This window comes from Streptomyces sp. NBC_00876, assembly GCF_045207435.1.
In the GTDB taxonomy this organism is placed as follows: domain Bacteria; phylum Actinomycetota; class Actinomycetes; order Streptomycetales; family Streptomycetaceae; genus Streptomyces.
On the sequence record NZ_CP108800.1, the window covers coordinates 4,782,344 to 4,806,647 of the forward strand.

21 protein-coding genes are annotated in these 24,304 nt (G+C 72.3%); 8 read left to right on the plus strand and 13 right to left on the minus strand.

Features of this window, described 5'->3' with window-relative positions; translation table 11 throughout:
* Positions 1 to 58 precede the first annotated feature (58 nt).
* Together OG782_RS20925 and OG782_RS20930 are read left to right on the plus strand one after the other, a co-directional pair.
* Positions 59 to 427, plus strand: coding sequence for a hypothetical protein (locus OG782_RS20925; protein WP_406453151.1), 369 nt, complete (start codon positions 59 to 61; stop codon positions 425 to 427).
* Positions 424 to 696 carry a DUF4031 domain-containing protein gene (locus tag OG782_RS20930; RefSeq protein ID WP_406453153.1) on the plus strand — a complete coding sequence of 91 codons (273 nt, stop codon included), beginning with the start codon at positions 424 to 426 and terminating at the stop codon, positions 694 to 696. The genes OG782_RS20925 and OG782_RS20930 overlap by 4 nt, the downstream gene beginning before the upstream one ends.
* Positions 697 to 750: 54 nt before the next feature.
* On the opposite strand, the gene OG782_RS20935 is transcribed toward OG782_RS20930, so the two are convergent.
* From OG782_RS20935 to OG782_RS20955, 5 genes are all read right to left on the minus strand, one after another.
* Complete coding sequence (locus OG782_RS20935; RefSeq protein WP_406453155.1) at positions 751 to 1,986, minus strand: Cmx/CmrA family chloramphenicol efflux MFS transporter; 1,236 nt, start codon at positions 1,984 to 1,986, stop codon at positions 751 to 753.
* A gap of 114 nt (positions 1,987 to 2,100) precedes the next feature.
* Entirely contained in the window at positions 2,101 to 2,748 is a 648-nt protein-coding gene (locus tag OG782_RS20940; RefSeq protein WP_406453157.1) for a hypothetical protein, read from the minus strand.
* Between the two features lie 99 nt (positions 2,749 to 2,847).
* Entirely contained in the window at positions 2,848 to 3,753 is a 906-nt protein-coding gene (locus OG782_RS20945) for a transporter substrate-binding domain-containing protein (protein WP_406453159.1), read from the minus strand.
* A gap of 52 nt (positions 3,754 to 3,805) precedes the next feature.
* The gene (locus OG782_RS20950; protein ID WP_406453161.1) at positions 3,806 to 4,594 is read right to left on the minus strand and encodes a hypothetical protein; all 789 of its coding nucleotides are present in this window, start codon (positions 4,592 to 4,594) and stop codon (positions 3,806 to 3,808) included.
* A complete protein-coding gene (locus OG782_RS20955) occupies positions 4,591 to 5,043 on the minus strand; it encodes a hypothetical protein (protein ID WP_406453163.1) in 453 nt (150 codons plus the stop codon). Before OG782_RS20955 ends, OG782_RS20950 begins: the two co-directional genes overlap by 4 nt.
* A 118-nt stretch (positions 5,044 to 5,161) precedes the next feature.
* On the opposite strand from OG782_RS20955, the gene OG782_RS20960 reads away from it, so the two are divergent.
* Positions 5,162 to 5,818: a maleylpyruvate isomerase family mycothiol-dependent enzyme gene (locus OG782_RS20960; protein WP_406453164.1), complete on the plus strand. Its 657-nt coding sequence runs from the start codon at positions 5,162 to 5,164 to the stop codon at positions 5,816 to 5,818.
* Positions 5,819 to 5,879: 61 nt separating this feature from the next.
* Here the strand turns inward: OG782_RS20960 and OG782_RS20965 are convergent, their stop codons facing one another.
* From OG782_RS20965 to OG782_RS20975, 3 genes are all read right to left on the minus strand, one after another.
* Complete coding sequence (locus OG782_RS20965; protein ID WP_406453166.1) at positions 5,880 to 6,425, minus strand: hypothetical protein; 546 nt, start codon at positions 6,423 to 6,425, stop codon at positions 5,880 to 5,882.
* Positions 6,422 to 6,988 carry a hypothetical protein gene (locus OG782_RS20970; protein WP_406453168.1) on the minus strand — a complete coding sequence of 189 codons (567 nt, stop codon included), beginning with the start codon at positions 6,986 to 6,988 and terminating at the stop codon, positions 6,422 to 6,424. The genes OG782_RS20965 and OG782_RS20970 overlap by 4 nt, the downstream gene beginning before the upstream one ends.
* A gap of 113 nt (positions 6,989 to 7,101) precedes the next feature.
* Complete coding sequence (locus OG782_RS20975; RefSeq protein WP_406453170.1) at positions 7,102 to 7,551, minus strand: hypothetical protein; 450 nt, start codon at positions 7,549 to 7,551, stop codon at positions 7,102 to 7,104.
* A 236-nt stretch (positions 7,552 to 7,787) separates the two neighbouring features.
* On the opposite strand from OG782_RS20975, the gene OG782_RS20980 reads away from it, so the two are divergent.
* Positions 7,788 to 8,447 carry a GNAT family N-acetyltransferase gene (locus OG782_RS20980; RefSeq protein WP_406453172.1) on the plus strand — a complete coding sequence of 220 codons (660 nt, stop codon included), beginning with the start codon at positions 7,788 to 7,790 and terminating at the stop codon, positions 8,445 to 8,447.
* A gap of 167 nt (positions 8,448 to 8,614) precedes the next feature.
* Here the strand turns inward: OG782_RS20980 and OG782_RS20985 are convergent, their stop codons facing one another.
* Positions 8,615 to 10,927 carry a heavy metal translocating P-type ATPase gene (locus tag OG782_RS20985; protein WP_406453174.1) on the minus strand — a complete coding sequence of 771 codons (2,313 nt, stop codon included), beginning with the start codon at positions 10,925 to 10,927 and terminating at the stop codon, positions 8,615 to 8,617.
* Between the two features lie 252 nt (positions 10,928 to 11,179).
* On the opposite strand from OG782_RS20985, the gene OG782_RS20990 reads away from it, so the two are divergent.
* Complete coding sequence (locus OG782_RS20990; protein ID WP_406453176.1) at positions 11,180 to 11,869, plus strand: copper homeostasis protein CutC; 690 nt, start codon at positions 11,180 to 11,182, stop codon at positions 11,867 to 11,869.
* Between the two features lie 393 nt (positions 11,870 to 12,262).
* Positions 12,263 to 14,854 carry a glycoside hydrolase family 9 protein gene (locus OG782_RS20995; protein WP_406453178.1) on the plus strand — a complete coding sequence of 864 codons (2,592 nt, stop codon included), beginning with the start codon at positions 12,263 to 12,265 and terminating at the stop codon, positions 14,852 to 14,854.
* A gap of 48 nt (positions 14,855 to 14,902) precedes the next feature.
* Here OG782_RS20995 and OG782_RS21000 read toward each other — a convergent pair whose 3' ends face one another.
* Positions 14,903 to 16,975 (minus strand): HelD family protein, encoded by a 2,073-nt coding sequence (locus tag OG782_RS21000; protein WP_406453180.1) that lies wholly within the window; start codon positions 16,973 to 16,975, stop codon positions 14,903 to 14,905.
* A 373-nt stretch (positions 16,976 to 17,348) separates the two neighbouring features.
* On the opposite strand from OG782_RS21000, the gene OG782_RS21005 reads away from it, so the two are divergent.
* Complete coding sequence (locus OG782_RS21005; protein ID WP_406453182.1) at positions 17,349 to 17,537, plus strand: hypothetical protein; 189 nt, start codon at positions 17,349 to 17,351, stop codon at positions 17,535 to 17,537.
* A gap of 132 nt (positions 17,538 to 17,669) precedes the next feature.
* On the opposite strand, the gene OG782_RS21010 is transcribed toward OG782_RS21005, so the two are convergent.
* From OG782_RS21010 to OG782_RS21020, 3 genes are all read right to left on the minus strand, one after another.
* Positions 17,670 to 19,313 (minus strand): DNA repair helicase XPB, encoded by a 1,644-nt coding sequence (locus OG782_RS21010; RefSeq protein ID WP_406453184.1) that lies wholly within the window; start codon positions 19,311 to 19,313, stop codon positions 17,670 to 17,672.
* A 369-nt stretch (positions 19,314 to 19,682) separates the two neighbouring features.
* A complete protein-coding gene (locus OG782_RS21015) occupies positions 19,683 to 20,249 on the minus strand; it encodes a hypothetical protein (protein ID WP_406453186.1) in 567 nt (188 codons plus the stop codon).
* 319 nt (positions 20,250 to 20,568) lie between these two features.
* The gene (locus OG782_RS21020; protein WP_406453188.1) at positions 20,569 to 23,019 is read right to left on the minus strand and encodes a helicase-associated domain-containing protein; all 2,451 of its coding nucleotides are present in this window, start codon (positions 23,017 to 23,019) and stop codon (positions 20,569 to 20,571) included.
* A gap of 75 nt (positions 23,020 to 23,094) precedes the next feature.
* On the opposite strand from OG782_RS21020, the gene OG782_RS21025 reads away from it, so the two are divergent.
* Positions 23,095 to 24,219: a hypothetical protein gene (locus tag OG782_RS21025; RefSeq protein WP_406453190.1), complete on the plus strand. Its 1,125-nt coding sequence runs from the start codon at positions 23,095 to 23,097 to the stop codon at positions 24,217 to 24,219.
* Positions 24,220 to 24,304: the final 85 nt, after the last annotated feature.

Sequence of the window (24,304 nt, forward strand, 5' to 3'; positions counted from 1 at the left end):
CGGTGCGCGCGGCTCCGAGTGCGGGAAGGCTGTTTGCGTGCAGGTGGACAATGGCTGCATGGAGATGAACCCCCTGGAGCAGGCACTGCACACCGCCCGCGCCCTGGTCATGGCCGACCTCGCCGCCGGAGACGTCGCCGAGGCGCAGATCGTCTCGATGGTCGAGGACGCGGTGACGCACCGGCGCTGGTGGGTGGAGCAGTGGCCGGAGGGCGCGGAGTTCGTCGTCGGCCTCATCGCCCAGGACGTCCAGGACGCGTTGCTGGAGGAGTACGGCCGCTGGCCGCTGTGCCCGGTCTGCGACGCGGGCGACCCGCACGCCCTCGACGTCGAGCCGGAGCTCGGCCCGGACCCGCACTGGGTCTGCACCAAGGCCACGGTGGCGGTCGCCCCGGTCGGTTCGCTGCGCGGGATACTGCGGCCGTGACCGTCTACATCGATCCGCCGGACTGGCCGGGGCACGGGCGCCTCTGGTCGCACCTGGTCAGCGATGTGTCCTTCGATGAGCTGCACGCCTTCGCGGCGTCCATCGGCTGCCCGGAGCGCGCCTTCGAGCGCGACCACTACGACGTACCGGAGGCACGGTACGAGGACGCGGTCCGGGCCGGTGCCCGGCAGATCGGCTCCAAAGAACTGGTGCGCCGGATCACGGAGGCTGGCCTGCGCCGCCCGAAGGGGCGTCCGGCACCTGGCTGAGAGGGCTCCTGAGAGGGCTCCTGAGAGGGCCCGGAGACCTTCCCGCAGCCGTTCTCAGGCGGTCGACGAGGGCGCGCACGCCTCCACCGCGTCCTGCTGCTGCGACGCTGACGCCGGGGCGCCCGCCACCAGCCGGGACGAGCTGCGGCTGCGCTGAAGACGTAGCGAGAACACCACCGTCACCAGCGCCACCACGGTCATCGCCGCCCCCGCCCACGCGGTGGCCTCGAAGCCGAAGTCCGCGTCGATCACCGTGCCGCCCAGCCAGGGGCCACCGGTGTTGCCCAGGTTGAACGCGGCGGTGGTCGTCGCACCCGCCAGGGTCGGGGCGGCGCCCGCGACGTTGAACATCCGGGCGTTCAGCGCCGGAGCCGTGAAGAACGCCGACAGGCCCAACAGGAACGACAGCACGATCACGGCGGCCTGGTTCGAGGCGAGCAGCGCCAGCGCGGCCAGGAACACCGTCGACGCCGTGATGCCGCTCAGCAGCACCCCGAAGAGGTGCGCGTCCGCGACCCGACCGCCGATCATCGTGCCGATCAGCGCGCCGATCCCGAAGAGCGCCAGCACGGTCGGCACCCAGCCCGAGTCCAGCCCGGCGACATCCGTCAGCAGCGGCGCCAGATAGCTGAACGCGCAGAACACCCCGCCCGCCGCGAGTGCGGTGATCACGACGGACAGCCACACCTGCCGGTCACGGTAGATGCCCATCTCCCGCTTGAGCTGCGGCTTCTCGTCCGGGCGCGGGATGCGGGGGATCAGCGTCGCCACCCCCACCAGTGCCACGGCGGAGGCCGCGCCGACCGCCCAGAACGCCGAGCGCCAGCCGAGGTTCTCCCCGAGGAACGCCCCCAGCGGCACACCCAGTACGTTCGCGACCGACAGACCGCCGATCATCACGGCCATGGCGCGGGCCCGCGAGTTCACCGGCACCATCGCGATGGCGACGGACGCGCCGACCGCCCAGAACCCGGCGCACGCGAACGCGCTGATCACCCGGGACGCGAAGAGCACCTCGTACGTCGGCGCGAGCGCACCCGCGACCTGGCCGAGGCCGAAGACCGAGATCAGCGCGATGAGGGTGGTGCGCCGTGGCAGCCGGAGCGTCGCCACGGCGAGCAGCGGGGCGCCGATGACCATGCCGATCGCGAAGGCGGATATGAGGAGCCCGGCACGTGGGATCGACACGTTCATGTCATCGGCGATGGGTGGCAGCAGCCCGGAGAGCATGAACTCGCTCGTGCCGAGGGCGAAGACCGAGAGGCCCAGGATGTACACGGCCAGGGGCATGCGGGAGCGGCTAGCGGCAGAGTCGGGCATGACAGGTGCCAACAGCGAGAACGTCCGTGGCATTCCCTGCGCTGCGTGCTGAACGGCCTTTACCGCGGTAAAAGCCGCCGAGCCTCAGCGCGCGAGCAGCTCCAGCTCCGTCAGCAGGTTGTGCCGCGCCTTCGGCTCCCACCGCTCCGCCCCGTGCGGGGTACGGAACAGCGCCGGCAGGTCCAGGAGCTGACGCAGCACGGCTGCCCGCCCCTCCCGGAACGCCTCGTCGGGCACGAAGCCGTACTCCTCGCGCACCCGGGCCGCATACTCCGCGTACTCCTTCGGTGACGCGGCCAGGATCGCCAGGTCCGCGTCGCACAGCACCTCGCCGTTGGTGTCGCCGGCGGCCGGATCGTGCGAGACGGTGAGCCGGACCAGCCGGGCGACCTCGACGGTGACCGCGTCCGGCACCCCCGCCTCGGGCAGGGCGCGCTCGGCGAGGACGGCGCTGCGCTCCTCGTTCTCGGAGCGGTCGGGCCGGTAGACCGCGTCGTGGAACCAGGCGGCGAGCCGCACGGCGTCCGCGTCCGCCGCATGGCCGGCGAGCGTGTCGATGCGGTCCAGGACCGCCGTCAGATGGGCGGCGGTGTGGTACTTGCGCTGAGGCTCGGCCCAGCGCGCCAGGAGGTTGTCGGCGTACGGCAACGGGTCGGGGCCCTCGGTGCCGCCCCGGGCGGCTACGAGGGCTTCCTGCCAGCGGATGCGGAGGCTCTGGGCGCTGTCGCTCATGGGGCGACTGTAGAGGGGCCGGACGGTGCGGGGCGGTGCCGGTGAGGGGTCGGACGGGGCGGGGCGGTGCCGGTGAGGGGCCGGACGGGGCGGCGCCGGTCAGTCGGAGGAGCCGTTGCCGGGCTTGTCCACGCAGGACAGATCCATGACGTCCTCCTCCCGGGGCCTGGCCTCGTCCCGGATGGCCTTGGGGACAGCGGGGAGACTGGACTTGAAGTTCGTCTCCCAGGTGGTCGCGTTGCCGATGTACTTCAGCAGTTCGTCGCGGAGCCTGACGCAGTCCTTGCGGTGCCCCTTGGTCATCGCGATGCCGTACTGATTGGGAGCCTCCCCGAATTCGAGACCTGGCACGACTTCGAGACCGTGGTGCTCCTGGGTCAGTCCGTAGAGGATCAGCACGTCCGTGGAGACAGCCGCCACGGTTCCGGCCTCGAGCCTCTTCACACAGGTCTTCGCGTCGTCCTCCATCGTCGGGACGATCTTCTCGAAGCCGCCCTTCGACAGTTGATTGGCGGACGTGGTGCCCGCCCACACACAGACGATCTCGCCGTCGAAATCCCTCTTCTTCCTGAACTTCGCGGCGTCCTTCTTGCGGATCAGGAAGCCCTGCTGGGTCGTGGCGTACGGGCCGACGAAGTCGAGGTCGCCGGCCTGCGGACTCGTACCCTCGGGAGCCATGCGGTCCGGGGTGATCGAGAAGGTGGCGGCCACCAGCTGCACGCCCCCCTCGTGCAGGACCCGGATGCGGTCCTGGGACATGACGCTGGTGAAACGCGGGGTCTTGTAACCGAGGTTGTTCATGAGGGTGCCGACCACGGAGACGTCGAAACCGATGAACTGGCCGCCGTGCGGCGAGAAGCTCGTGCCCGGCTGGTCGTCCTTGGTTCCCACTTCCGTGCTGTCCGAGAGGATCGACGGAGGGTCGGACTCGCACCCGGCCACGCCGCCGCAGAGGAGGATCGCCGCGGTGACGGCCGCCCACCCGCGCAGAGCTGCTCCTGACATCTGCTACCTCGCTCCATGGGAAACCCGTGCGCCAGGCGCGGGAGTCGTGGGGTCAATCGTTGTGCAGGGTGGCCTGCTTGTTCACCAGGCGCAGGGTGCAGCCCTGGGGGGTCTGCACCTTGAGTTCGAACGTCACACCGTTCGGCTGCATGAGACCGCCGAGGTCGAAGTCGGTGGTGGAGCGGGCGGGCAGATCCGATACGAGCGGGGTGACGCTTTCGCTGAGGGCCGTGAGACGGACCCGGGTCCGGTGGGAGCAGGCGGGCGCCCCGGCGTCGTACTCCCCGAGCTCCAGAGTGAGCCGCAGCCGGCCGCGCCGGTCGGCGGCCTTCGACGGGGCCACGGTGAGGACGAGCGCGCTGTCGGGCTCGTTGGTCAGCGCCTGCGCGCCCTGCGTCCGGACCAGGACATCGACTTCGCCGTTGCGCACGACGTTCTGGAACGACCACCAGCTGATGAGGGCGCAGACGAGGGAGACGATGAGCAGCAGGTCGGGAAGGCGGAGCCCCGAGCCCTTCCGCCCGGCCGGACCGCCCGTCCCGGTCGCACCGGAGCGGTCTGCGCGGCGCAGGCTGATGTGGACGACGGAGGCGAGGAAGGCGAGCAGCAGGAAGGCGAAGAAGCCGACGTACTGGTTGCGGGAGCCCCCCGGCCACTTCCAGGTGGCGTAGCCGGCCAGGAGGACGGAGAGGATCAGGAAGAGCCAGCCGGTGACGAAGGAGGCACGCCGGATGAGGATCTGGAACTGATTGAACGTGCCGGCGTTGCCGATGATGTTGTTGTTGTCGCCCTGCGACTTGAGCGACGGGTCTCCGTGACCCCAGTTGCCCGGGCTCGTCACCTCTCGTCCCGCAGTTGCTGGGTGAAGGTGCCCACGTTGCCGATCACGATGTTGTTGTCGCCCGTGGAGTTCACCGTGGTGGACGGGGCAGGGGCAGGCGCGGGGACGGGGACGGATGCCGGGGCCCCCACCAGTTCGTTCAGGTCCTGACGGTCCGGCGAGCCGTTCAGCCAGGTGGTGAGCGCCGCCGCGAGCTGCGCCCGCTCGGCTTCGTTCAACCGGTCCAGCAGGGCGTCCAGTTCGACGGCATCCGGCTCGGAGAGCCCGGCCGGGCCGCCCGGATTCTGCCCGCCCCGGCCGATGAGGCGGCGGAAGACCCCCTCGCCGCCGTCCACGGTCCGGTCGGTGATCCGCTGGATGACGCCCTCCATCGCTCCGTCCGCCATACGCCCGGCGAAGAGCGACGCGTGAGGGGCAAGCTGGCCGACGAGTTCGAACAGCAGCGACACGATGGCTCCATGAGTTTCCGGAGTTCCAGTAACACGTGGGGAACTGAGGGTAGTTGCGGATGCGTGCCGTGTTCATGAATCCGCAAAGGTTGTCCGGAAAAAGTGGTTGGCTGGGGGCATGGCTGACGAACGTGATCCCGAACTTCCCGGTCTCCTCCTGCGCACCGAGCGGGACCTCCTGATCCCGCTGCTGCGGTCCGCCGCCGCGAGCGACTTCGCGCTGCGCACCGCGTGTCCCGGCTGGACCGTGCGGGATGTGCTCGCGCACTGCGGTTCGGTGCTGAGCCGGGTGGTGGAGAGCCGGTTCGGGCCGGATGTGTTCAGCCCTGAGTGCAACGACCGGGACATCGCCGAACGCGCCGGCTGGACCGACGCACAGGTGGTGGACGAGCTGGAGGCGGGGATGACCGGCGCCGGAGCCGTGATCGCCGCCGGTCCCGGGGTGCTGGACGGGGTGGCGCTGGGGGAGTGGGTGCACGCGGGCGACGTACGCGAGGCATGGGGGCTCGAAGGGGCCTACCGGGGGCCGGGCCTGCCGCTCGCGCTCCGGCTCCTCGGGCCGCGCGCCCGCCACCAGAAGATGCCGTTGCTGGTCGCCGAGCTCGAGGACAGCGAGGAGGAGCTGGTCATCGGCAGGGAGCAGGAGGGCCGGGCACCCGGGCGCTACCGGGGTGACGGGGCGACGCTGATCAGGCTGTGCGCGGGCAGGTCGCTGGCGGGGACGCGGTACGAACTGGAGGGCGTCACGGAGCGCGAACTCTTCCTCTTCGGCTGAGGCGGGGCGCGCGAGGCACGGGGCGGGGGCGGTCCCTTGCCCGCGCCCCGTGCCTCACCCGTCACGACGCGGCGGGCAGCCCGAAGTGTTCGGCGATGATGCGCATCGTCACGGCGCCGTCGGCGTTGAAGCCGGGGTCGGCGTCGTACAGCGGGGTCTCGCGGCCGACGATCCCGGCGTCCAGCAGCTCCCGCACCAGCAGGTCGCCGCTGCGGTGCGACTCGCGGCGCCGGCCGACGTTGAAGTACGTCCGCTCGAACCCGCCCCGGCTGTGCAGGAACTGGAACGGGTGGTCGTCGCAGTGCGCGATCATGTAGTTCTGCCCGTGCGGGCACTCGCACGCGGGTGTGGAGGCCAGGAACACCGTCTCCACGCGGCCGGGCCCGCCGAACCGTTCGTCGTAGCGGAATCCGGTGATGTCACGCGCCAGGTCCATGACCCCGCGGCCGGACACCCCGGTCGCGTCGTGCGTCACCCAGGCCCAGCCGTCCGACTCCCCCTGAGTGAGGGCGGGGTAGGACGCCTCGTCGTACACGGCGCCGAGCGTGGGCAGGTCCAGGCCCCTGGCGTAGGTGAGATACGTGTGCGGCGGGATGATCGCGTTCACTTCGCCGTCACCGCCGGGGCGAGCGGGGGCGACGGCAGGGCGAGCGGGGGCGACGGCAGGGCGAACGCGTCCGCGATCGCCCTCACGAGCCGGTCCTCGTCGTCGTAGTGGTGGTCGAAGCAGTCGTGGTCGTCCGTCTCCTCCTGCTCGCACTCCGCCCCGGGGCCTATGAGGTTCGCGGCGAGGAGCTCGGCCGATATGAGGTCGGGGTTCTCGCCGACCCGCTGCCCGATGTCCTCGAAGCTGAAGAAGAGGACCGTGCGGCCGTCCCGGAGGTACTGGAACTGGGGCCCGTGCGCCTTGGCGCTGCACGGCTCGGTCACGAACACCGCGACCTCCGTGCCCTCGGGGCAGAGACGGCCGTAGTGGACACCGTCGTAGTCGTCGGTCTCGTCGTCGATCATGTCGTGCACCGCCCAGACCCAGCCGCCCGCCTCGCCGTGGGCGAGCGGCTCGCGGTGCTGATCGCGCAGGCCGGAGATGAAGGCTTCGAGGGACAGGCCCCGGGCGAACACGAGGTTCACCTCGTGGTGGCCAAACGAGTCGTACATCCAGCTGGTCATGGAGCGATCGTAAAGACGACCACTGACAACACGGCTGCTGGAAATCCCCGTTGCTGGAGAACCCCGTTGCTGGGCAATCCCGTTCAGTGAACGCCCGGGGCCCCGGTGCTGCGTCAGTGGTCGTTGACGAAGTTCACCGCGTAGGACCCTCTGCCGCCCTCGCCCTCGAAGGTGAGCCCGATCTCGCTCCACTCGTGCAGGTTGTACCTGCCGCCCTGGCTGGCCTTGTGCGTGACGCAGGTGCCCTTGCCGGTCGTGACCTTGGCCTTGTAGTGGCTGATGTTGAGGTCCACGTCATCGACCGTGACGAAGGCCGAGTGGCCGTTCGCCGCCGTGTCGCACACGGAGATGTAGTCCCCGTGCTCCTCCACGTAGACCCTGACGCCCTTTCCGTTCCACGTGTGGTCCCAGTTGATGCCGGTCGGCGCCTCGGCGGCGGTGGCCGGCGACGCGGTGACGCTGCTCAGACCGGCCAGAGCGACCGCGCCGAGCAGGGCGGCGGTGGCCCGGCGGCCGAGGCGGGAACGCTTCGTGGCACTGGGGGACCTGGCTGTTCGATGCATAGACATTCTCCGTGATCATTGCTCGGAATGAGCGGATCATCCCGCGAGCCGCAGTGCGCCGGAGCACACCGTTCCCGGGGAGATCCACGAGGGATACGACGCGTGCAAGGGCCACCCGGTTCTCCGGCGACAGCGGCGGATTATTCGCACGACAGGCCTGCGGAGCCTCTGGAAGGCTGCGCACGGACCTGCGTCCGCACAGGGACGCGTGCGTGCTGCGACGGGATGGATGAGCGATGGCTTTCGCGTTGGAAGGGCCGGTTCTGGAGGGCACGCGGGTGCGCCTGGAGCCGCTGGAGCACCGCCACGCGCGGGACCTGCTCCGGGCCGCCGGGGAGGACCGCGGTTCCTACGGGTTCACCTGGGTGCCCGGCCCCGGTGAGGTCGAGGGCTACATCGACGCCCAGCTCGCCCGCGCCGCCGCCGGGAAGCTGTCCCCGTACGCACAGGTGGACCGGGCGTCCGGCCGGGCGGTCGGGGCCACGGCCTACTGGGAACCCCGGCACTGGCTGGACGAGGACACGCTCAGCGCGATCGAGGTCGGCTTCACCTGGCTGGCCGCCTCCGCCCAGGGCTCCGGCATCAACGCCGAGGCCAAGTACCTGCTGTTCCGGCACGCTTTCGAGGTGTGGGGCGTGGCGCGCGTCGACCTGAAGACGGACGCGCGCAACAGCCGCTCCCGGGCCGCGATCGAAGCGGCGGGCGCGCGCTTCGAGGGCGTGCTGCGCAACTGGTCCAGGTCATGGGCGCCCGGCGAGGACGGACGGCTGCGGGACTCCGCGGTCTTCTCGATCACGGCGGACGAGTGGCCGGACGTCCGGGCACGGCTGGAGGAGCGCATCGCGCGCCCACGCGGCAGTGAGCGGCCGGAGGCCCGGCTCCCCGTGGGGAGCTGAGTCCGGCCGCTCACCGGCGGGCGGGGCCGCAGCCGGCCAACAGGCCCTGCGCCCCCGCCCGATCCGTACGGCAGGCCCTACGCTGCCGCGCGAAACCTTCGTCCCGATCCGTAAGGAAGGCCCTACGCCGCCGCGCGAAACCTTCGTCCCGATCCGCACGGCAGGCCCTACGCCGCCGCGCGGAACCCCCGCAGCCGCAGCGAGTTGCCGACCACGAACACCGACGAGAACGCCATCGCCGCACCCGCGATCATCGGGTTCAGCAGACCCATCGCGGCCAGCGGCAGCGCCGCCACGTTGTAGGCGAAGGCCCAGAACAGGTTCGTACGGATGGTGCCGAGCGTCCGGCGCGACAGCCGGATCGCGTCCGCCGCGGCCCGCAGGTCCCCGCGGACCAGGGTCAGATCGCCGGCCTCGATCGCCGCGTCCGTGCCCGTGCCCATCGCCAGGCCCAGATCGGCCTGGGCGAGGGCGGCCGCGTCGTTCACGCCGTCACCGACCATCGCGACCGAACGGCCCTCGCCCTGAAGGCGCTTGACGACATCGACCTTGTCCTGGGGCATGACCTCCGCGTACACCTCGTCGATGCCGACCTCGGCCGCGACCGACTCCGCGACCGCCCGGTTGTCGCCGGTCAGCAGGATCGGCTTCAGACCGAGCCGGCGCAGTCGCCGGATCGCCTCCGCGCTGGTGTCCTTCACGGCGTCGGCCACCTCCAGCACCGCACGCGCCTCGCCGTCCCAGGCGACCGCGATCGCCGTACGGCCGGCGGCCTCCGCCTCCGCCTTGCGGCCGGCCAGCTCCACGGGCAGGTGGATCTCCCACTCGGCCAGCAGCTGCTCACGGCCGACGAGGACGGCATGGCCCTCGACGACGCCCTGGACACCGAGTCCGGGGACGTTGGCGAAGCCCTCGGGAGTGGGCAGAGGAGCGCCCGTGCGTTCGGTGGCTCCGGTGGCGACGGCCTGGGCGATGGGGTGTTCGGAGGCGTGCTCCAGGGCTCCGGCGAGGCGCAGGACGTCGGTCTCGGTGACACCGTCCGCGGTGTGGACGGCCTGGAGGGTCATCCTGCCGGTGGTGACGGTGCCGGTCTTGTCCAGAACGATGGTGTCCACCCGCCGCGTGGTCTCCAGGACCTCGGGTCCCTTGATCAGGATGCCGAGCTGTGCGCCGCGTCCCGTACCGACCATGAGGGCGGTCGGGGTGGCGAGGCCGAGGGCGCACGGGCAGGCGATGATCAGTACGGCCACGGCGGCCGTGAACGCGGCCGACAGCCCCTCCCCGCTGCCCAGCCAGAAGCCGAGCGTGCCCAGCGCGAGCGCGATCACGACCGGGACGAACACCGCCGAGATCCGGTCGGCGAGCCGCTGCGCCGCAGCCTTGCCGTTCTGCGCGTCCTCGACCAGCTTCGCCATCCGGGCCAGCTGGGTGTCGGCGCCGACCCGGGTCGCCTCGACGACCAGCCGGCCGCCCGCGTTCAGCGTCGCGCCCGTCACGGAGTCACCGGCCGAGACCTCGACCGGGACCGACTCACCGGTGAGCATCGACGCGTCCACCGCCGAACTGCCCTCCACCACGGTGCCGTCCGTGGCGATCTTCTCGCCGGGGCGGACCAGGAACCGGTCCCCGACCTGGAGGTCCGCCGTGTCCACGGTGATCTCGCGGCCGTCCCGCAGAACGGTGACCTCCTTGGCGCCGAGCTCCAGCAGCGCCTTCAGCGCGGCGCCCGCCTTCCGCTTGGAGCGGGCCTCGAAGTAGCGCCCGGCCAGGATGAACGCGGTGACGCCCGCGGCAGCCTCCAGATAGATGTTCCCGGAACCGTCGCTGCGTCCGATGGTCAGCTCGAAGGGGTGCGTCATGCCGGTCATCCCGGCGGTGCCGAAGAACAGCGCCCACAGCGACCACAGGAACGCGGCCGAGGTGCCGACCGAGATCAGCGTGTCCATGGTGGCCGCGCCGTGCCGGGCGTTGGTCCACGCGGCACGGTGGAAGGGCCAGGCGGCGTACGTGACGACGGGGGCGGTGAGGGTGAGGGCGAGCCACTGCCAGTTGTCGAACTGGAGGGCCGGGACCATCGACATCGCGATCACCGGCACCGCGAGCAGGACCGCGGTCGTCAGCCGCTGCCGCAGGGGGCGGAGCTCGTCCGCCTCCGCCGCCTGCGCGTCGTCCGTCCCGGTGTCACCGGTCCGTGCGGCCGGGGGAGCGGGCTCGTGCGCGGTGTAGCCGGTCTTCTCGACGGTGGCGATCAGGTCCTGTACGGAGACGTCCTCGCCCCGGTAGCTGACCTTGGCCTTCTCGGTCGCGTAGTTGACGGTGGCCTCGACCCCGTCCATCCGGTTGAGCTTCTTCTCGATACGGGCCGCGCAGGAGGCACAGGTCATGCCGCCGATCGCGAGCTCGACCTCTGCGGCGACGCCGGTGCCGGCGGGGCCACTGGGAGCAGTGGTGCCAGTGGTGGCTGCGGTCTGCGCGGACACGGGGCCCTCCTCGTTCGATGGGTCATTCATACCCCCTGGGGGTATGCGGTGCTGATTCAGGTATACCCCCTACCCCTATGTAAACGCAAGGGCGATCCGCCGTGGATGCGCGGATCACGTGCGTCCGGTCGCCTGTCGCGTCTCTGACCTCGCGTATCTTCACGTTCACGGTGCGGCTGCGGGTCCGGCGGCGCGCCCCGTAGGCTGGCATTGGACTAGACCTATAGCTGCTTCCTGGAGGATTGGGTTCCCATGAGCAACCGTGCAGTCCTGGAGGTGATCGCTCTCGACGCGGAGGACGCGGTCGCTGCCCAGGCGGGTGGTGCGGACCGGCTTGAGCTGGTCACCGACATGGCGGCGGACGGCCTCACCCCGTCCTGTGCGACCTTCGCGGCGATCCGCGCCGCGGTGGACATTCCGCTGCGGGTGATGCTCAGGGTCGCGGACGGCTTCGCGGCCGGCGATGTCGGCGTGCTCGTCCGCAAGGCGCACGAGTTGCGGGCCGAGGGCGCGGACGAATTCGTGCTCGGCTTCCTGGATGAGGAGGGCCGCCCCGACCTCGTCGCGGTCGAGCGGATCGTCGCCGAGCTGGACGGCTGCAACTGGACGTTCCACCGCGCGATCGACCGCGCCGCAGACCGGGACGCCCTGCGCAAGGCCCTCGCGGACCTGCCGGGCCTGGACACGTACCTCACCGCGGGTTCGCCCGCCGGGGTGGACGACGGCATCCCCACGCTGCTGGTCGAGGCGGCCCGCAAGGGCGAGCCGGGGTACGAGCCGCAGATCCTCGTCGGCGGCGGCCTGCGGCTGGAGCACCTGCCGGAGCTGCTGGCCGCGGGCATCGACGCCGTCCACATCGGCGGCGCCGCCCGCCCGCACGGCTGGTCGGGACCGGTGGACGCGGCGGCGGTACGTGAATGGCGGGACGTGCTCGACGCGTAGGCGGTCGAGAGCCTGCGGCGCAGGCGTTACGGGCGGGGCGGGATGCCGGGTGACGGCGTCCCGCCCCGCCCGTTGCCGTGCCCGGCGCCCTGTCGTCCCGGGGTGGTTCCACGGGCGGGTTCTGTCATGACCCTGGCGCATCAAACACCACGGCCGCCACAATGCATCAGCGGCGTGGGAACGCTCCCACGACGCTTCTCCGGCTCTGCCCATCGCTGCCCATCACATATGGGAGCGCTCCCAATGTGCTCCTGCCGCGCTCCCGCCGAGCTCCGCCGCGTACCCGACCGCTCCTTCGCACCGCCGCCGTCGCTCCCTACCGAAAGGCTCCCGGTGAACACCTCTCCGCCTCCGTCCCCCACCGGTCGCGCCCGCGCCCGGCACGGGCGCCGTGTGCTCGGGACACTGGCTCTCGCCGCTGTGTTCGGCGCCGTCCTCACCGCGCCGGGCGCCGCCGCCGATGGCGCCGACCCCGCCCCGGAGCAGATCACCAACGGTGACTTCGCCGCCGGGACCGCCCCCTGGTGGTGGACCGCCAACACCGCCGCCGCCGTCACGGACGGCCGGCTGTGCACCGGCGTACCGGCCGGAACGGCCAACCCGTGGGACGTGATCGTCGGCCAGAACGACCTCCCGCTCGTCGCGGGGGAGACGTACACGCTCACCTACACGGCCACGTCCACCGCCCCGCTCTCCATCCACACCAACGTGCAGATGGCCACCGAGCCGTACACCACCGATCTGTCCGCGACCGACGCGATCGGCGCGGACGCGGCCCCCGTCACCCATGTCTTCACCGCGTCCGCCGACCGCGACGCCGCCCAACTCGCGTTCCAGATCGGCGGCAACGACGAGGCGGCCACCTTCTGCCTCGACGACGTGTCCCTGCGCGGCGGCGCCGAACCGCCCGTGTACGTGCCCGACACCGGATCGGCCGTCCGCGTCAACCAGGTGGGCTACCTCCCGCAGGGCCCCAAGAGCGGCACCCTGGTCACCGAGGCGACCGGGCCGCTGTCCTGGACGCTCAGGGCGGCCGACGGAACGGCCGCCGCCACCGGCACCACCGTCCCCGGCGGCGTCGACCCCACCTCGCGGCAGAACGTCCACACCTTCGACTTCAGCGAGGTCACCACTCCCGGAGACGGCTACACCGTCGAGGCGGACGGGCAGGTCAGCGAGCCCTTCTCGATCCGGGGCGATCTCTACGACAGCCTGCGCGGCGACTCGCTGGCGTACTTCTACCAGAACCGCAGCGGCATCGAGATCGACGCGGACCTCGTCGGCGAGCAGTACGCGCGCCCGGCCGGACACCTCGGCGTCGCCCCCAACAAGGGGGACACGGACGTGCCCTGCCAGGCGGGGGTCTGCGACTACCGGCTCGATGTGCGGGGCGGCTGGTACGACGCCGGTGACCAGGGCAAGTACGTCGTCAACGGCGGCATCGCGGTCGCCGAGCTGATGGACACCTACGAGCGGACACTGACGGCCGACGGGGCGGAGTCCGCCGAACTCGGAGACGGCGCCCTGCGGGTGCCCGAACACGGCAACGACGTCCCGGACATCCTCGACGAGGCGCGCTGGGAGCTCGACTTCATGATGCGCATGCAGGTCCCGGCCGGGCAGCCGCTCGCCGGAATGGTCCACCACAAGGTGCACGACGCCCAGTGGACCGGGCTGCCGACGATGCCCCACCTGGACCCGCAGCAGCGTGAGCTGCACCCGCCGACCACCGCCGCGACGCTCAACCTGGCCGCCGCGGCGGCCCAGTGCGCCCGCCTCTACGCCCCGTACGACGCGGACTTCTCCGACCGGTGCCGTACGGCCGCCGAGACCGCCTGGGCCGCCGCGAAGGCCCACCCGGACGTCCTCGCCGACCCGAACGACGGTACGGGCGGCGGGACCTACGGCGACGACGACGTCTCCGACGAGTTCTACTGGGCCGCCGCCGAACTCTTCACCACCACCGGCGACGGCACCTACCGTCAGGCCCTCCTCGACTCCCCGCTGCACGGTGACACCGACGCGGTCTTCCCGGCCGACGGCGGCATGTGGTGGGGCGGGACGGCAGGACTCGGCGTCCTCACCCTGGCCACCGTGCCCAACGACCTCACCGCCGGACAGCTGGCCGAGGTCCGCTCCGTGGTGACCACGGCCGCCGGCCACTACGCCCGGCAGACCGAGGACCAGCTGTACGGGGTGCCGTACGCCCCGGCCGGACAGAACTACGTCTGGGGCTCCAACAGCCAGGTGCTCAACAACATGATCGTGCTGGCCACCGCGGCCGACCTCACCGGGAAGGCCGAGTACCGCGACGCCGTACTGCGCGGCGCCGACTACCTCTTCGGACGCAACCCGCTCAACCAGTCGTACGTCACCGGGTACGGCGAGCGCAGCTCCGAGAACCAGCACCACCGGGTCTGGGCGCACCAGAGCGACCCCTCCCTGCCCCACCCGCCCGCCGGGTCCCTCGCGGGCGGACCCAACCTCACCGCCCCCACCTCCGGGGACCCGGAGGCCGCGGCGAAGCTCAAGGGATGCGCTGCGGCGATGTGTTACCTCGACGACAACGGCTCGTACGCCACCAACGAGGTCGCCATCAACTGGAACGCGCCGCTGGCCTTCGTCGCCTCCTACCTGGACGACGCGGGTGACGGCGCGGGCCCGGTCCGCTCCTGCCGCGTCACGTACTCCTCGCACCCGTGGGGCACCGGATCGACCACCACGGTCACGGTGAAGAACACCGGAACCGAGGCGCTCACCCCCTGGTCCCTGACCTGGCTGCTGCCGGGCGACCAGAAGCTCAGCCACACCTGGAGCGCCGAACTCGCCCAGTACGGACGGACGGTCACCGCGGCGCCGCTGTCCTGGAACCGCACCCTCGCACCGGGCGCGGAGGTCGACTTCGGGTTCAACAGCAGCGTCACGGGCGCGGCCGCCGACCCGGGCGCGGTCAAGCTGAACGGGAGGGCCTGCACGGCCGGGTGAACAAGTCCGGTGTGCGGGGCGGACATCCGCCCCGCACACCGTCCGCCGTCAGGCCAACTGCTCCGGCAGCGGCGCCGCGTGAAGGACGATCAGCCCGGACACTGCACGGGTCAGCGCCACGTACAGCCGACGCAGCCCCGTCCGCTCGTCGGGCTCGCCGTCGACCACCGCCGCCGGTTCGTCCAGCACCACGTAGTCGTACTCCAGGCCCTTGGCCAGCGACGCCGGGACCAGGGTCAGCCGGGACTCGGCGGACGTCTCCTGACCGGGGGAGAGGTAGGTGTGGCCCGCCTCCGTCAGCGCCTGGGCCAGTGCCGGGATGCGCGCGTCGGCGGCGATCAGACCGGTCGAACCCTCGTGCTTCAGCGACTCCTCGCACGCCGCGACCACGGCCGCGTCCAGTGCGTCCGCGCCCGCCGTCTCCCGTACGGACAGCGAACCGGGCGCCTCACGCACCGACTCCACCGCCGCGAGACCCGGTGAGATCACCGGCAGCAGCCGGGACGCGTACGCGATCACCTCGCGCGGCACACGGAAGCCCGCCGTCAGCTCCTCCACCACCGCGTCCGACTTGCCCAGATGGTGCAGCGCCTGCCCCCAGCTCTGCGTCGACCACGGCGTCGTGCCCTGCGCCAGGTCCCCCAGCACCGTGGCCGACCCGGTCGAGCAGCGGCGGCCCACCGCCCGGTACTGCATGGGGGAGAGGTCCTGGGCCTCGTCGATCACGACATGGCCGAGCGAGTGCGTACGCGCCACCAGATCGTTCGCCTCGTCGATCAGCACCGCGTCCGCCGCCGACCACTTCGCCGACTTCACACCGCGGGCCGGCCTGGTCCACAGGATCGTCTTCTGCTCGTCCTCGGTCAGCAGCCCGTCCGCCTGGGCGGCCAGGAACTCCGGGTCCGACAGCAGCCGCAGCACCAGCTTCGACGGGTCGACCGCGGGCCAGACCGCCTTCACCGCCGCCTTCACCGCGGGGGTGCGGGCCACCGCGTTCTGCACCCGGTCGTCGGGCGCCTCGCCCGCCTCCTCCATCCGCACCAGCACCGCGTGCGCGATGCGCTGCGGAAGGGCCTCGTGCGCGGCCCCGTACCGCATGTCGCGGGCCAGCAGCTCCTTGACCATCTCCTCGATCTCGTACGCCGGGACCCGCCAGCGCCGCGAACCGCGCACCACCATGACGGGCTCCACCGGCATGGTCACGTGGGACCGGATCGCCCGCCGCAGCACCTGGGCCATCCGGGCGTCACCCTTCACGACGGCGGCCCGCGCCTCGTCCGTGCCCCGGACCTCGACCTGCGCCGTCACCAGGTCGTCGACGGTCGCCTGCTTCACCTCCAGCTCACCGAGGGCCGGCAGCACCTGCTCGATGTAGTGCAGGAACGACTTGTTCGGCCCGATGACCAGCGTGCCGGTGCGGGCGAGCCGCTCGCGGTGCGCGTACAGCAGATACGCGACCCGGTGCAGGCCGACGGCAGTCTTCCCGGTGCCGGGCCCGCCCTGCACACACACGGTGCCACCGAGCTCACTGCGGACGATCTCGTCCTGCTCGGGCTGGATCGTCGCGACGATGTCACGCATCGGACCGACACGGGGCCGCTCGATCTCCGCCTGGAGGAGCTTGCTGGTCTGCTCCGCCTCGGCGGGGTCGGTGAGGTGCTCGTCCTCGTACGCGGTCAGCTCGCCGCCGGTGTAGCCGAAACGGCGCCGCCGGCCGACGTCCAGTGGGTCCTTGCGGGACGCCCGGTAGAACGGCTGCGAGACCGGCGCACGCCAGTCGATGACCATCGGATCACCGTCGGCGTCGTGGACATGGCGGCGGCCGATGTAGAACTGCTCCCCCTCCGCGCCCTCGGCCTGCGCGGCACCGACCACATGGAGATAGTCCAGGCGACCGAAGAACAGCGGCGTGTGGGCGAGGTCGGCGAGCGACTTGATGCGGTCGGTGATCTGGGCCTGGAGCACGGCCGCGTTCACCCAGTTCGCCGTGACATCGCGGATGTCCAGGGCCTGGGCGTCCTCCCGCATGGCGCGCAGCGCGGCGCGCGAGGCGGTGAGATGGGCGCGCTCATGGGCGAGGGGGTCGGTCGTGGTGTCGCTCTCGTGTTCGTGCGCGGGCACGGTCTTGCCTCCGGCATTCAACGCAGGACGGCGGACCGCACCCCGTCCCCGGACACTGCGCGGGGGCGATGCGGTCCGCTCGGGGATCGATCACTGGTGCGTACGAGGGCGTACGCACGGTTGTCGGCCGGTTTCCGTCCGGTCGGCGGCGCTCCCCCGGCTGCCGGTACGCGTCCTTGCGGACGGCCGGTACCACGGTGCGGGAGGCGGGCAGACCGGCGATTGTATCGACCGCTCCCGCCGGACGCGAACGGATATCGCGCGGGTCCATCCCGTAGGGGACGGCATGCGACCACAGGGGTAGACGCACGCCCCCACGCTTCAGCCTGCGGGCCGACGCCGCGACGCACGTGTCCGGAGCACCATGGAAGACATGAGCACCGTCACCCTGAACCCCCGAAGGACCGGCCCCGCGCACGGCGCGACCGCGGCCACCGGTCACCACTACAGCCACCGGGCCGGCGACGCCCTGCGCGCCGTCAAGGTCTTCGTCCGGGCCGCGTTCGGCGTCGTCGTCCTCGGCGAGTACGCGGAGGAGGCGGGCGTCCGCCGCACGCGCTGAACGTGGTCCGGGCCCGCCCTGCCGGTCCTCCGTGTGCGGTCCGGGCCCGTCCAACCGGTCCTGCCCGTCCTGCCCGTCCTGCCCGTCCGGCCGCACCGGGGCCGAACGCGGCCCCGCCCGGGGTACCGTCCGTCAGCTGTCCGACAGCAGCTCGTCCGCGTCCATGATCCGGTACGCGTAACCCTGCTCGGCCAGGAAGCGCTGGCGGTGTGCCGCGAAGTCCTGGTCGATCGTGTCGCGGGCGACGACCGAGTAGAACCGCGCCTCGTGCCCGTCCGCCTTCGGACGCAGCACCCGGCCCAGCCGCTGGGCCTCCTCCTGGCGCGAGCCGAAGGTGCCCGACACCTGAATGGCCACGGTGGCCTCCGGCAGGTCGATGGAGAAGTTCGCCACCTTCGACACCACCAGCACGTTCAGCTCGCCCTGCCGGAACGCGTCGAAGAGCTTCTCCCGCTGGGCGTTGCTCGTCTCGCCCTTGATCACCGGGGCGTCCAGATGCTCACCCAGCTCGTCGAGCTGGTCGATGTACTGCCCGATGACCAGCGTCTGCTCGCCCTTGTGCTTGCGCACCAGCGCCTCGGTGACCTTCCGCTTCGTCGCGGTCGTCGCACAGAACCGGTACTTCTCCTCGGGCTCGGCGGTCGCGTACGCGAGCCGCTCGGAGTCCGTCAGATTGACCCGGACCTCGACACAGTCGGCGGGCGCGATGTAGCCCTGCGCCTCGATCTCCTTCCACGGGGCGTCGAACCGCTTGGGCCCGATCAGCGAGAAGACGTCCGACTCACGGCCGTCCTCCCGCACCAGCGTGGCGGTGAGCCCGAGCCGCCGGCGGGCCTGGAGGTCCGCGGTGAACTTGAAGACGGGCGCGGGCAGCAGATGCACCTCGTCGTAGATCACCAGACCCCAGTCGCGGGAGTCGAACAGCTCCAGGTGCGGGTAGACGCCCTTCCTGCGGGTCGTCAGCACCTGGTACGTGGCGATGGTGACCGGCCGGATCTCCTTGCGCGTACCGCTGTACTCGCCGATCTCCTCCTCGGTCAGCGAGGTCCGCTTCACCAGCTCGTGCTTCCACTGCCGGGCGGAGACGGTGTTGGTGACCAGGATCAGCGTGGTCGCCTTGGCCTGCGCCATCGCGCCCGCCCCGACCAGCGTCTTTCCCGCGCCACAGGGCAGCACGACGACTCCCGAGCCACCGTGCCAGAACCCCTCGACGGCCTGCTGCTGGTAGGGCCGCAGCGCCCAGCCGCTCTCGTCCAGGTCGATCGGGTGCGCCTCGCCGTCCACGTAACCCGCGAGGTCCTCGGCGGGCCAGCCCAGCTTCAGCAGCGTCTGCTTGACCTGGCCGCGCTCGGAGGGGTGCACGGCCACGGTGTCCGGGTCGATCCTGGCCCCGACCAGCGGCTGGACCTTCTTCGACCGCAGGATCTCCTCCAGGACCGGCCGGTCCGTGGAGGTCAGCACCAGTCCGTGGACCGGGTGCTTGGACAGGGTGAGGCGGCCGTAGCGGTCCATCGTCTCGGCGATGTCGACGAGCAGCGCGTGCGGTACGGGGTAGCGCGAGTACTTCACGAGCGCGTCGACGACCTGCTCGGCGTCGTGCCCCGCGGCCCGTGCGTTCCACAGACCGAGGGGGGTCAGCCGGTAGGTGTGGATGTGCTCGGGCGCACGCTCCAGCTCCGCGAAGGGGGCGATCACACGACGGCAGGCGTCCGCCTGCTCGTGGTCGACTTCCAGGAGCAGTGTCTTGTCGCTCTGGACGATGAGGGGTCCGGTCACGCGCTTCGGCCCTTTCTGCGGGGCCGCCACGGGGGCGGCGGGTTGGCCAAACCTCCAGTGTGCCGTATGGCGGTGCGGTGTGGGGTTCCGTGCCCCGGTCCCTGGGTGCGGGGTTCCGTTTGTGCGGGGTTCCGTCCTCAATCGCCGGACGGGCTTTTGTGCGGGTGCCCCGCGGGGCGCCTTGTCCGGTGGGTGGGGGTGGTGCCCCTCCGGGGAGACTCCTCAAAAATGGCGTGTGCACCCCGGTCCGTGAGGGACCCGGGTCGTACGCCATTTTCTGCGGGGACTCCCCTGCACGTCCCCACCCGGCCGTCATCGCGTCTGCACACCGGCGGTACTGCTGCCACAGGAATGAGGAGGCCGGTCGAGTCAGGAGGTCCGGCGGTGGCCCCGGCCTTCGGGGAGCCGGCCCAGGTGTACGGCGCTGTGCACGGTCTGTGCCAGCTGCCGGGCGTCCTCGGTGAAGGTGTCGATGCGGATGCTGCGTCCGTCGTGCAGCTTGATCACGCAGGTGAAGCCCGCACCGCGGGCCTCGGCCAGGGGCCGGCCGTCGTCGCCGTGTGCGCCGACGGTCTCGATGTCCTGCCACGGGATCAGGGTGGCGGTGCCGGCTACCCGGTGGGTCAGCCCGCGCTCGTGGATGTCGAAGCTCTGCTCACGGGTACGGAAGCCCTGGACGAGCCGCCAGATCCCCAGGCCCATCCCGACCAGCCCGACGCCGAGGAGCAGGCCGGCCAGTTCCGGAGCCCCCTCGGTGGTGCCGATGGTCGCGACCGTGACCGGTATGCCGAACGCCAGGCCCACCGCCCCGACGCACATCATCACCCCGGCCTGCGTCAGCCTTCTGGACCCGTTGGTGCGGTGCTCGCGGACGAAGCCGCCCAGCTGTCTGGCCGCGTCGGTGCGTCGCATGAGATCCCCCAGAGTCGTGGACACGCCAAGTGTGCCCGCCCGGGCCGCGATTCACCCCCGGTTCGCGGGACAGTCGTATCGCCGGCGTGCACACGCATTGACGGCCGGGTGGGGACGTGCAGGGGAGTCCCCGCAGAAAATGGCGTACGACCCGGGTCCCTGTTCGTCGTCGGGTGCACACGCCATTTTTGAGGAGTCTCCCCGGAGGGGCCCCACCTCCACCCACCGGACAGGGCGCCCCGCGGGGCACCCGCACACAAGCCCGTCCGGCGATTGAGGACGGAACCCCGCACAAACGGAACCCCGCACAAACGGAACCCCGCACAAACGGGACCCCGCACCGTCAGGTCTGGTCGTCCGCCAGTTCCGCCACGCCGGTGATCCGGTGCAGCGGATACGTGCGGACCTCGTCCGCCGTGTGGTCGTACGCCGTGACGTAGCCGCCCTCGACCCGCACCGGCGCGATGACGCGCTGGCTCGCGGCGCCGTCCGCGTTGACGTAGCCGATCCAGATCGCGGAGCCCGTCATCGCGGCGGCCTGCACGGTGACCAGGGTCTCGGCGGAGGTCGTACGGGGCAGGGAGCCGGACGGCGCCGAGGGGCCGGTGTCCTTGTGGACGACCGTCGCCGCCGTGTCCCCGGCCCGGATCGCCCGGACCGCCGCGCCGAGCAGCGTGGGGTCGGGGACCGGCGGGCCCTCGGGGACGGGGACGGGGGCCGCGCGGTGCGGGGTGCGGCGGGCGCCCGCGCGGGTGATCAGGACGTCGCCGTCGGCGGACTCCGCGGCCGGTGCGTAGCCCATCTCGCGCAGGCCGTCGAGGAGGGACGCCGGGTCGGTCCGGGCGGCCAGGGCCGTGGGGGCGAGGCGGCGCAGCCGCAGCGTGGCGGAGCGCTTGTCGGCGAGGATCTCGTTGAGGACGGCCTCGTCGTCGCAGCGTACGTACGAGGAGGCGGCGCCGATCCGCAGATGGCCGTGGCGGCGGGCCACGTCGTCGATGAGGTAGCTGAGGGGCTGCGGCACCGGCGTGCGGCTGTGGGCGGCGAGGAAGGCGTGCAGGTCGGCGGCGGACTGTCCCGCGTCCAGGGCGCGGCGTACGGACCCGGGGGTGAACCGGTAGACCGTCGCGCCGCCCTTCGACTCGATGTCCGCGAGCGCGGCGAGCATGTCCGCCAGGGGCCGTTCCAGCGGCCCGGGGGCGACGGCTGTCAGGTCGGCCTGGAGCAGGACGTGGTCGAGGGGCTCCGGGATGAGCGGGGCGAGCAGGGCGGCGGCCTCGGCGGGCTCGCCGGCGAGCAGGGCGCGGGTCTGCCGGGCGAGGGCGCCGCGGCCGGTGATGCCGAGGAGCTCGGACTCGTTCAGCGTCCACAGGGCGATCCGGGACCGCAGGTCGACGGTGTCCCCGGCGGAGGCCGAGGCGCCGCGCAGCGGGCGTTCCCAGCGGAGCCGGGCGAGCACGGTCTCCGGGTCAGGGGCGGTGCCGGGCGGCAGCGCGGCGAGCAGCGCCAGGACCCGGTGGCGGACCTCCGGGGCGGCGGTGCGGTCCAGGTCCGGGCCGAGGGTGGACAGGGCGCGGCCCTTGGCGTCCTGGCCGCCGACCAGTCCCGACGTGCGGGTGGCGGCGAGCCAGGCGGCGGCGAGGCGCACCCAGCGGTCCTGGGCGGACAGTTCGGTCCAGTCGTCGTACGCGGGAGTCGGCGCGTACCGCTCGTCCGCCTCGCCGTCGGAGGCCAGCAGCCCGGCCGCGTAGGCGAGTTCGATCCAGAAGGAGGCGACGGGTTCTGAGACGTCGAGCGCGGCGGCGGTCTTCTTCAGTTCGCGGACACTGAGGCCGCCGGCCCGCAGTATGGCGGGGCCGCCGCCGTTCCAGCTCTTGAGCAGCTCCTCGACGGTGGACACCGCCAGGAACGCCTGGCCCGCCGCCGCGCTGTCCACAGCCTGTGGATCGCGTTCGGCGACGGCGGCCACGGCGGGCGGCTGCGGCTCGGGCACGCGGTGGGCGCGCCCGGCCCGCAGGTGGAGGGCCGCCTCGCGGGGCAGCACGACGGTGCGGGTCGAGACGGGCAGCAGGAGCCCGCGGTCGCGCAGCCACTTCACGGGCGGGGTGGGGTTCGGGGTCACCTCGCCGTACGGCGGGCCCCAGACCAGCCGGTCCAGCACGGACAGCGCCTCCACGGGGGCGGTGTCGAGGAGTTCGCCCATCCGGGTGCGGTCGGTGAACAGAGCGGCCAGGGCGGTCACCGCGGAGACCGGGTCATGGGTGGCGGGCAGCCCGGCCGCGTGCAGGATCTCCTGGAGCCGGCCCGGCGACATGCCGGCGGTGGCCTCCGCGACGGTCGGCCCGAGCCCGGTGGGGGAGGGGTGCTGCGGGGACGGCGACAGCAGTTCGCGGGCGGTGCGCACCAGGCGCAGCCGGTCGTTCTCACCCCAGACGAGGGCCTGTTCGCGCAGCGTGGCGACGGCTCCGGGCAGTGCGGCCACGATGGCGGCGCCCGCGTCGTCCGCGTGTTCGCCGTCGTCCCGGCCGTCGCCGGTGAGCAGGCCGAGCAGGATCTCGTACGGCGCCGGGTCGGGTGCGACCGCCAGCGCCTCCGCGGTCTGCAGGGCGAACCGGTCCAGGTGTTCCAGGGCGCGGACGACTGAGGCACGGGTGCCGGCGCGCGTCGCGAGCTGGGTGATGTCGCCGGGCACGGGGGTGAGGAGATCGGGGCGGGCAAGCAGCAGCCCGGCCAGTGACTCGTCGTCCCGGGCGCGCAGAGCCTCGGCGAGCGTCCGCGGTGGTGTGGTCATCCCCATCCGTCCCACGGTAGTCGCTCCGGACAGGCCCGAGGGCGCTACCGTCGGTGCAGGGCGGTAGAGGGGAACCATCGCGTGGGGATCGAGAGCGACCAGCTGGTCTACGACTACCTGAGCCGGGTCGGTGACCTGGCGCAGCAGCAACAGCTGTCATCGGGCACCCGGATGAGGCTCGTGGCGACGCTGCGGAGCGAGATCGACCGGCAGCGCGTCAGGCAGGCGGCGGACACGCCCGCCACGGTGCGCCGCATCATCGGGACGCTCGGCACACCGGACGAACTCGTCGCGGCGGCGGCCTCGTCGGCCGACGGGACGGTGCCGTTGCCGCAGGGGCCCGAGGAGGGTTCCGCCACGGCGGCCGGCATCCCGCGGCCGCGCCGGGCCAGGCTCCGCAAGGACGGCCGGAAAGACGGTTCGCGCAAGGGCGCGTCGGAGGCGCGGCGGGAGGCGCGGGGCGAGGTGCGGCGGGAGGAGCCGGGGACGTCACCCGGACCGGCGGCGTCCGCACCGCACCGGGCGGGCACGGACGAACTCGGCTCGTCCGGGGACGACACGGACTGGTGGAGCGTCGCCCCGGGCCGGTTCGGCGACACCGGCGAGTTCGGCGCGGGGACCGACGTGCCGGGCTTCCGGGGCGGGGTGGAGATCCCGGCCGTGCTGAGGCCGCCGGCGCCGGATGACGACGAGGACGAGGACGAGGGCGACGACGAGGACGACGCGTACGAGGACGAAGAGGAGTTCGAGGAAGAGGCGGAGGCCGGGGAGGGCCGGCGCCGGCGGAGGTGGCTGCCGCGGCTGCGCCGAGCCCGCGCCCGCGCTCGTGCCGAGGACGACGCGCCCCGCGGGTTCTCGCACCCGCTGCTCCTGCTGGCCGCGGTGCTGCTGGTCGCCGGTGCGGTGATGGACCTCCCGCAGGCCCTGCCGGCGCTGGCGGGCGGCTGGGGGCTCGCGTACGCCACGCGCAAGCTGTCCCGGGCGCAGGCGAAGTGGGCGGTGATGTGGCTGCCGGGGGGCGTCGCGGCGGGCGCCCTCGTCTGGCTGTGGGGCCGGATGGACGGCCGGTGGGGCGCGCCCATCGCGGAGGGGCAGATGGGCCCCGCGATCGGCCAGGCATGGCCGTGGGTGGTGCGGGGGGCGGCCGTGGCCTCCGCGCTCTACCTGGTGTGGCGGGCGCGGGGCCCTCGGCCGGGCGGGCGGTGAGGTCGCGGGGGCCTTGGGCGGGCGGCTGCGTGTCCCTTGCCCGGGCCTGTTGGTGCGGGGTTCCGTTTGTGCGGGGTTCCGTCCT

What these genes read in the sequence shown, in the direction of transcription:
- OG782_RS20975 (WP_406453170.1), bottom strand. Translation starts at nt 7,551, where the DNA reads ATGCATCGAACAGCCAGGTCCCCCAGTGCCACGAAGCGTTCCCGCCTC.
- OG782_RS20945 (WP_406453159.1), bottom strand. Translation starts at nt 3,753, where the DNA reads ATGTCAGGAGCAGCTCTGCGCGGGTGGGCGGCCGTCACCGCGGCGATC.
- OG782_RS20970 (WP_406453168.1), bottom strand. Translation starts at nt 6,988, where the DNA reads ATGACCAGCTGGATGTACGACTCGTTTGGCCACCACGAGGTGAACCTC.
- OG782_RS21020 (WP_406453188.1), bottom strand. Translation starts at nt 23,019, where the DNA reads ATGGGGATGACCACACCACCGCGGACGCTCGCCGAGGCTCTGCGCGCC.
- OG782_RS20940 (WP_406453157.1), bottom strand. Translation starts at nt 2,748, where the DNA reads ATGAGCGACAGCGCCCAGAGCCTCCGCATCCGCTGGCAGGAAGCCCTC.
- OG782_RS20980 (WP_406453172.1), top strand. Translation starts at nt 7,788, where the DNA reads ATGGCTTTCGCGTTGGAAGGGCCGGTTCTGGAGGGCACGCGGGTGCGC.
- OG782_RS20935 (WP_406453155.1), bottom strand. Translation starts at nt 1,986, where the DNA reads ATGCCCCTGGCCGTGTACATCCTGGGCCTCTCGGTCTTCGCCCTCGGC.
- OG782_RS20960 (WP_406453164.1), top strand. Translation starts at nt 5,162, where the DNA reads ATGGCTGACGAACGTGATCCCGAACTTCCCGGTCTCCTCCTGCGCACC.
- OG782_RS20990 (WP_406453176.1), top strand. Translation starts at nt 11,180, where the DNA reads ATGAGCAACCGTGCAGTCCTGGAGGTGATCGCTCTCGACGCGGAGGAC.
- OG782_RS20925 (WP_406453151.1), top strand. Translation starts at nt 59, where the DNA reads ATGGAGATGAACCCCCTGGAGCAGGCACTGCACACCGCCCGCGCCCTG.
- OG782_RS21005 (WP_406453182.1), top strand. Translation starts at nt 17,349, where the DNA reads ATGAGCACCGTCACCCTGAACCCCCGAAGGACCGGCCCCGCGCACGGC.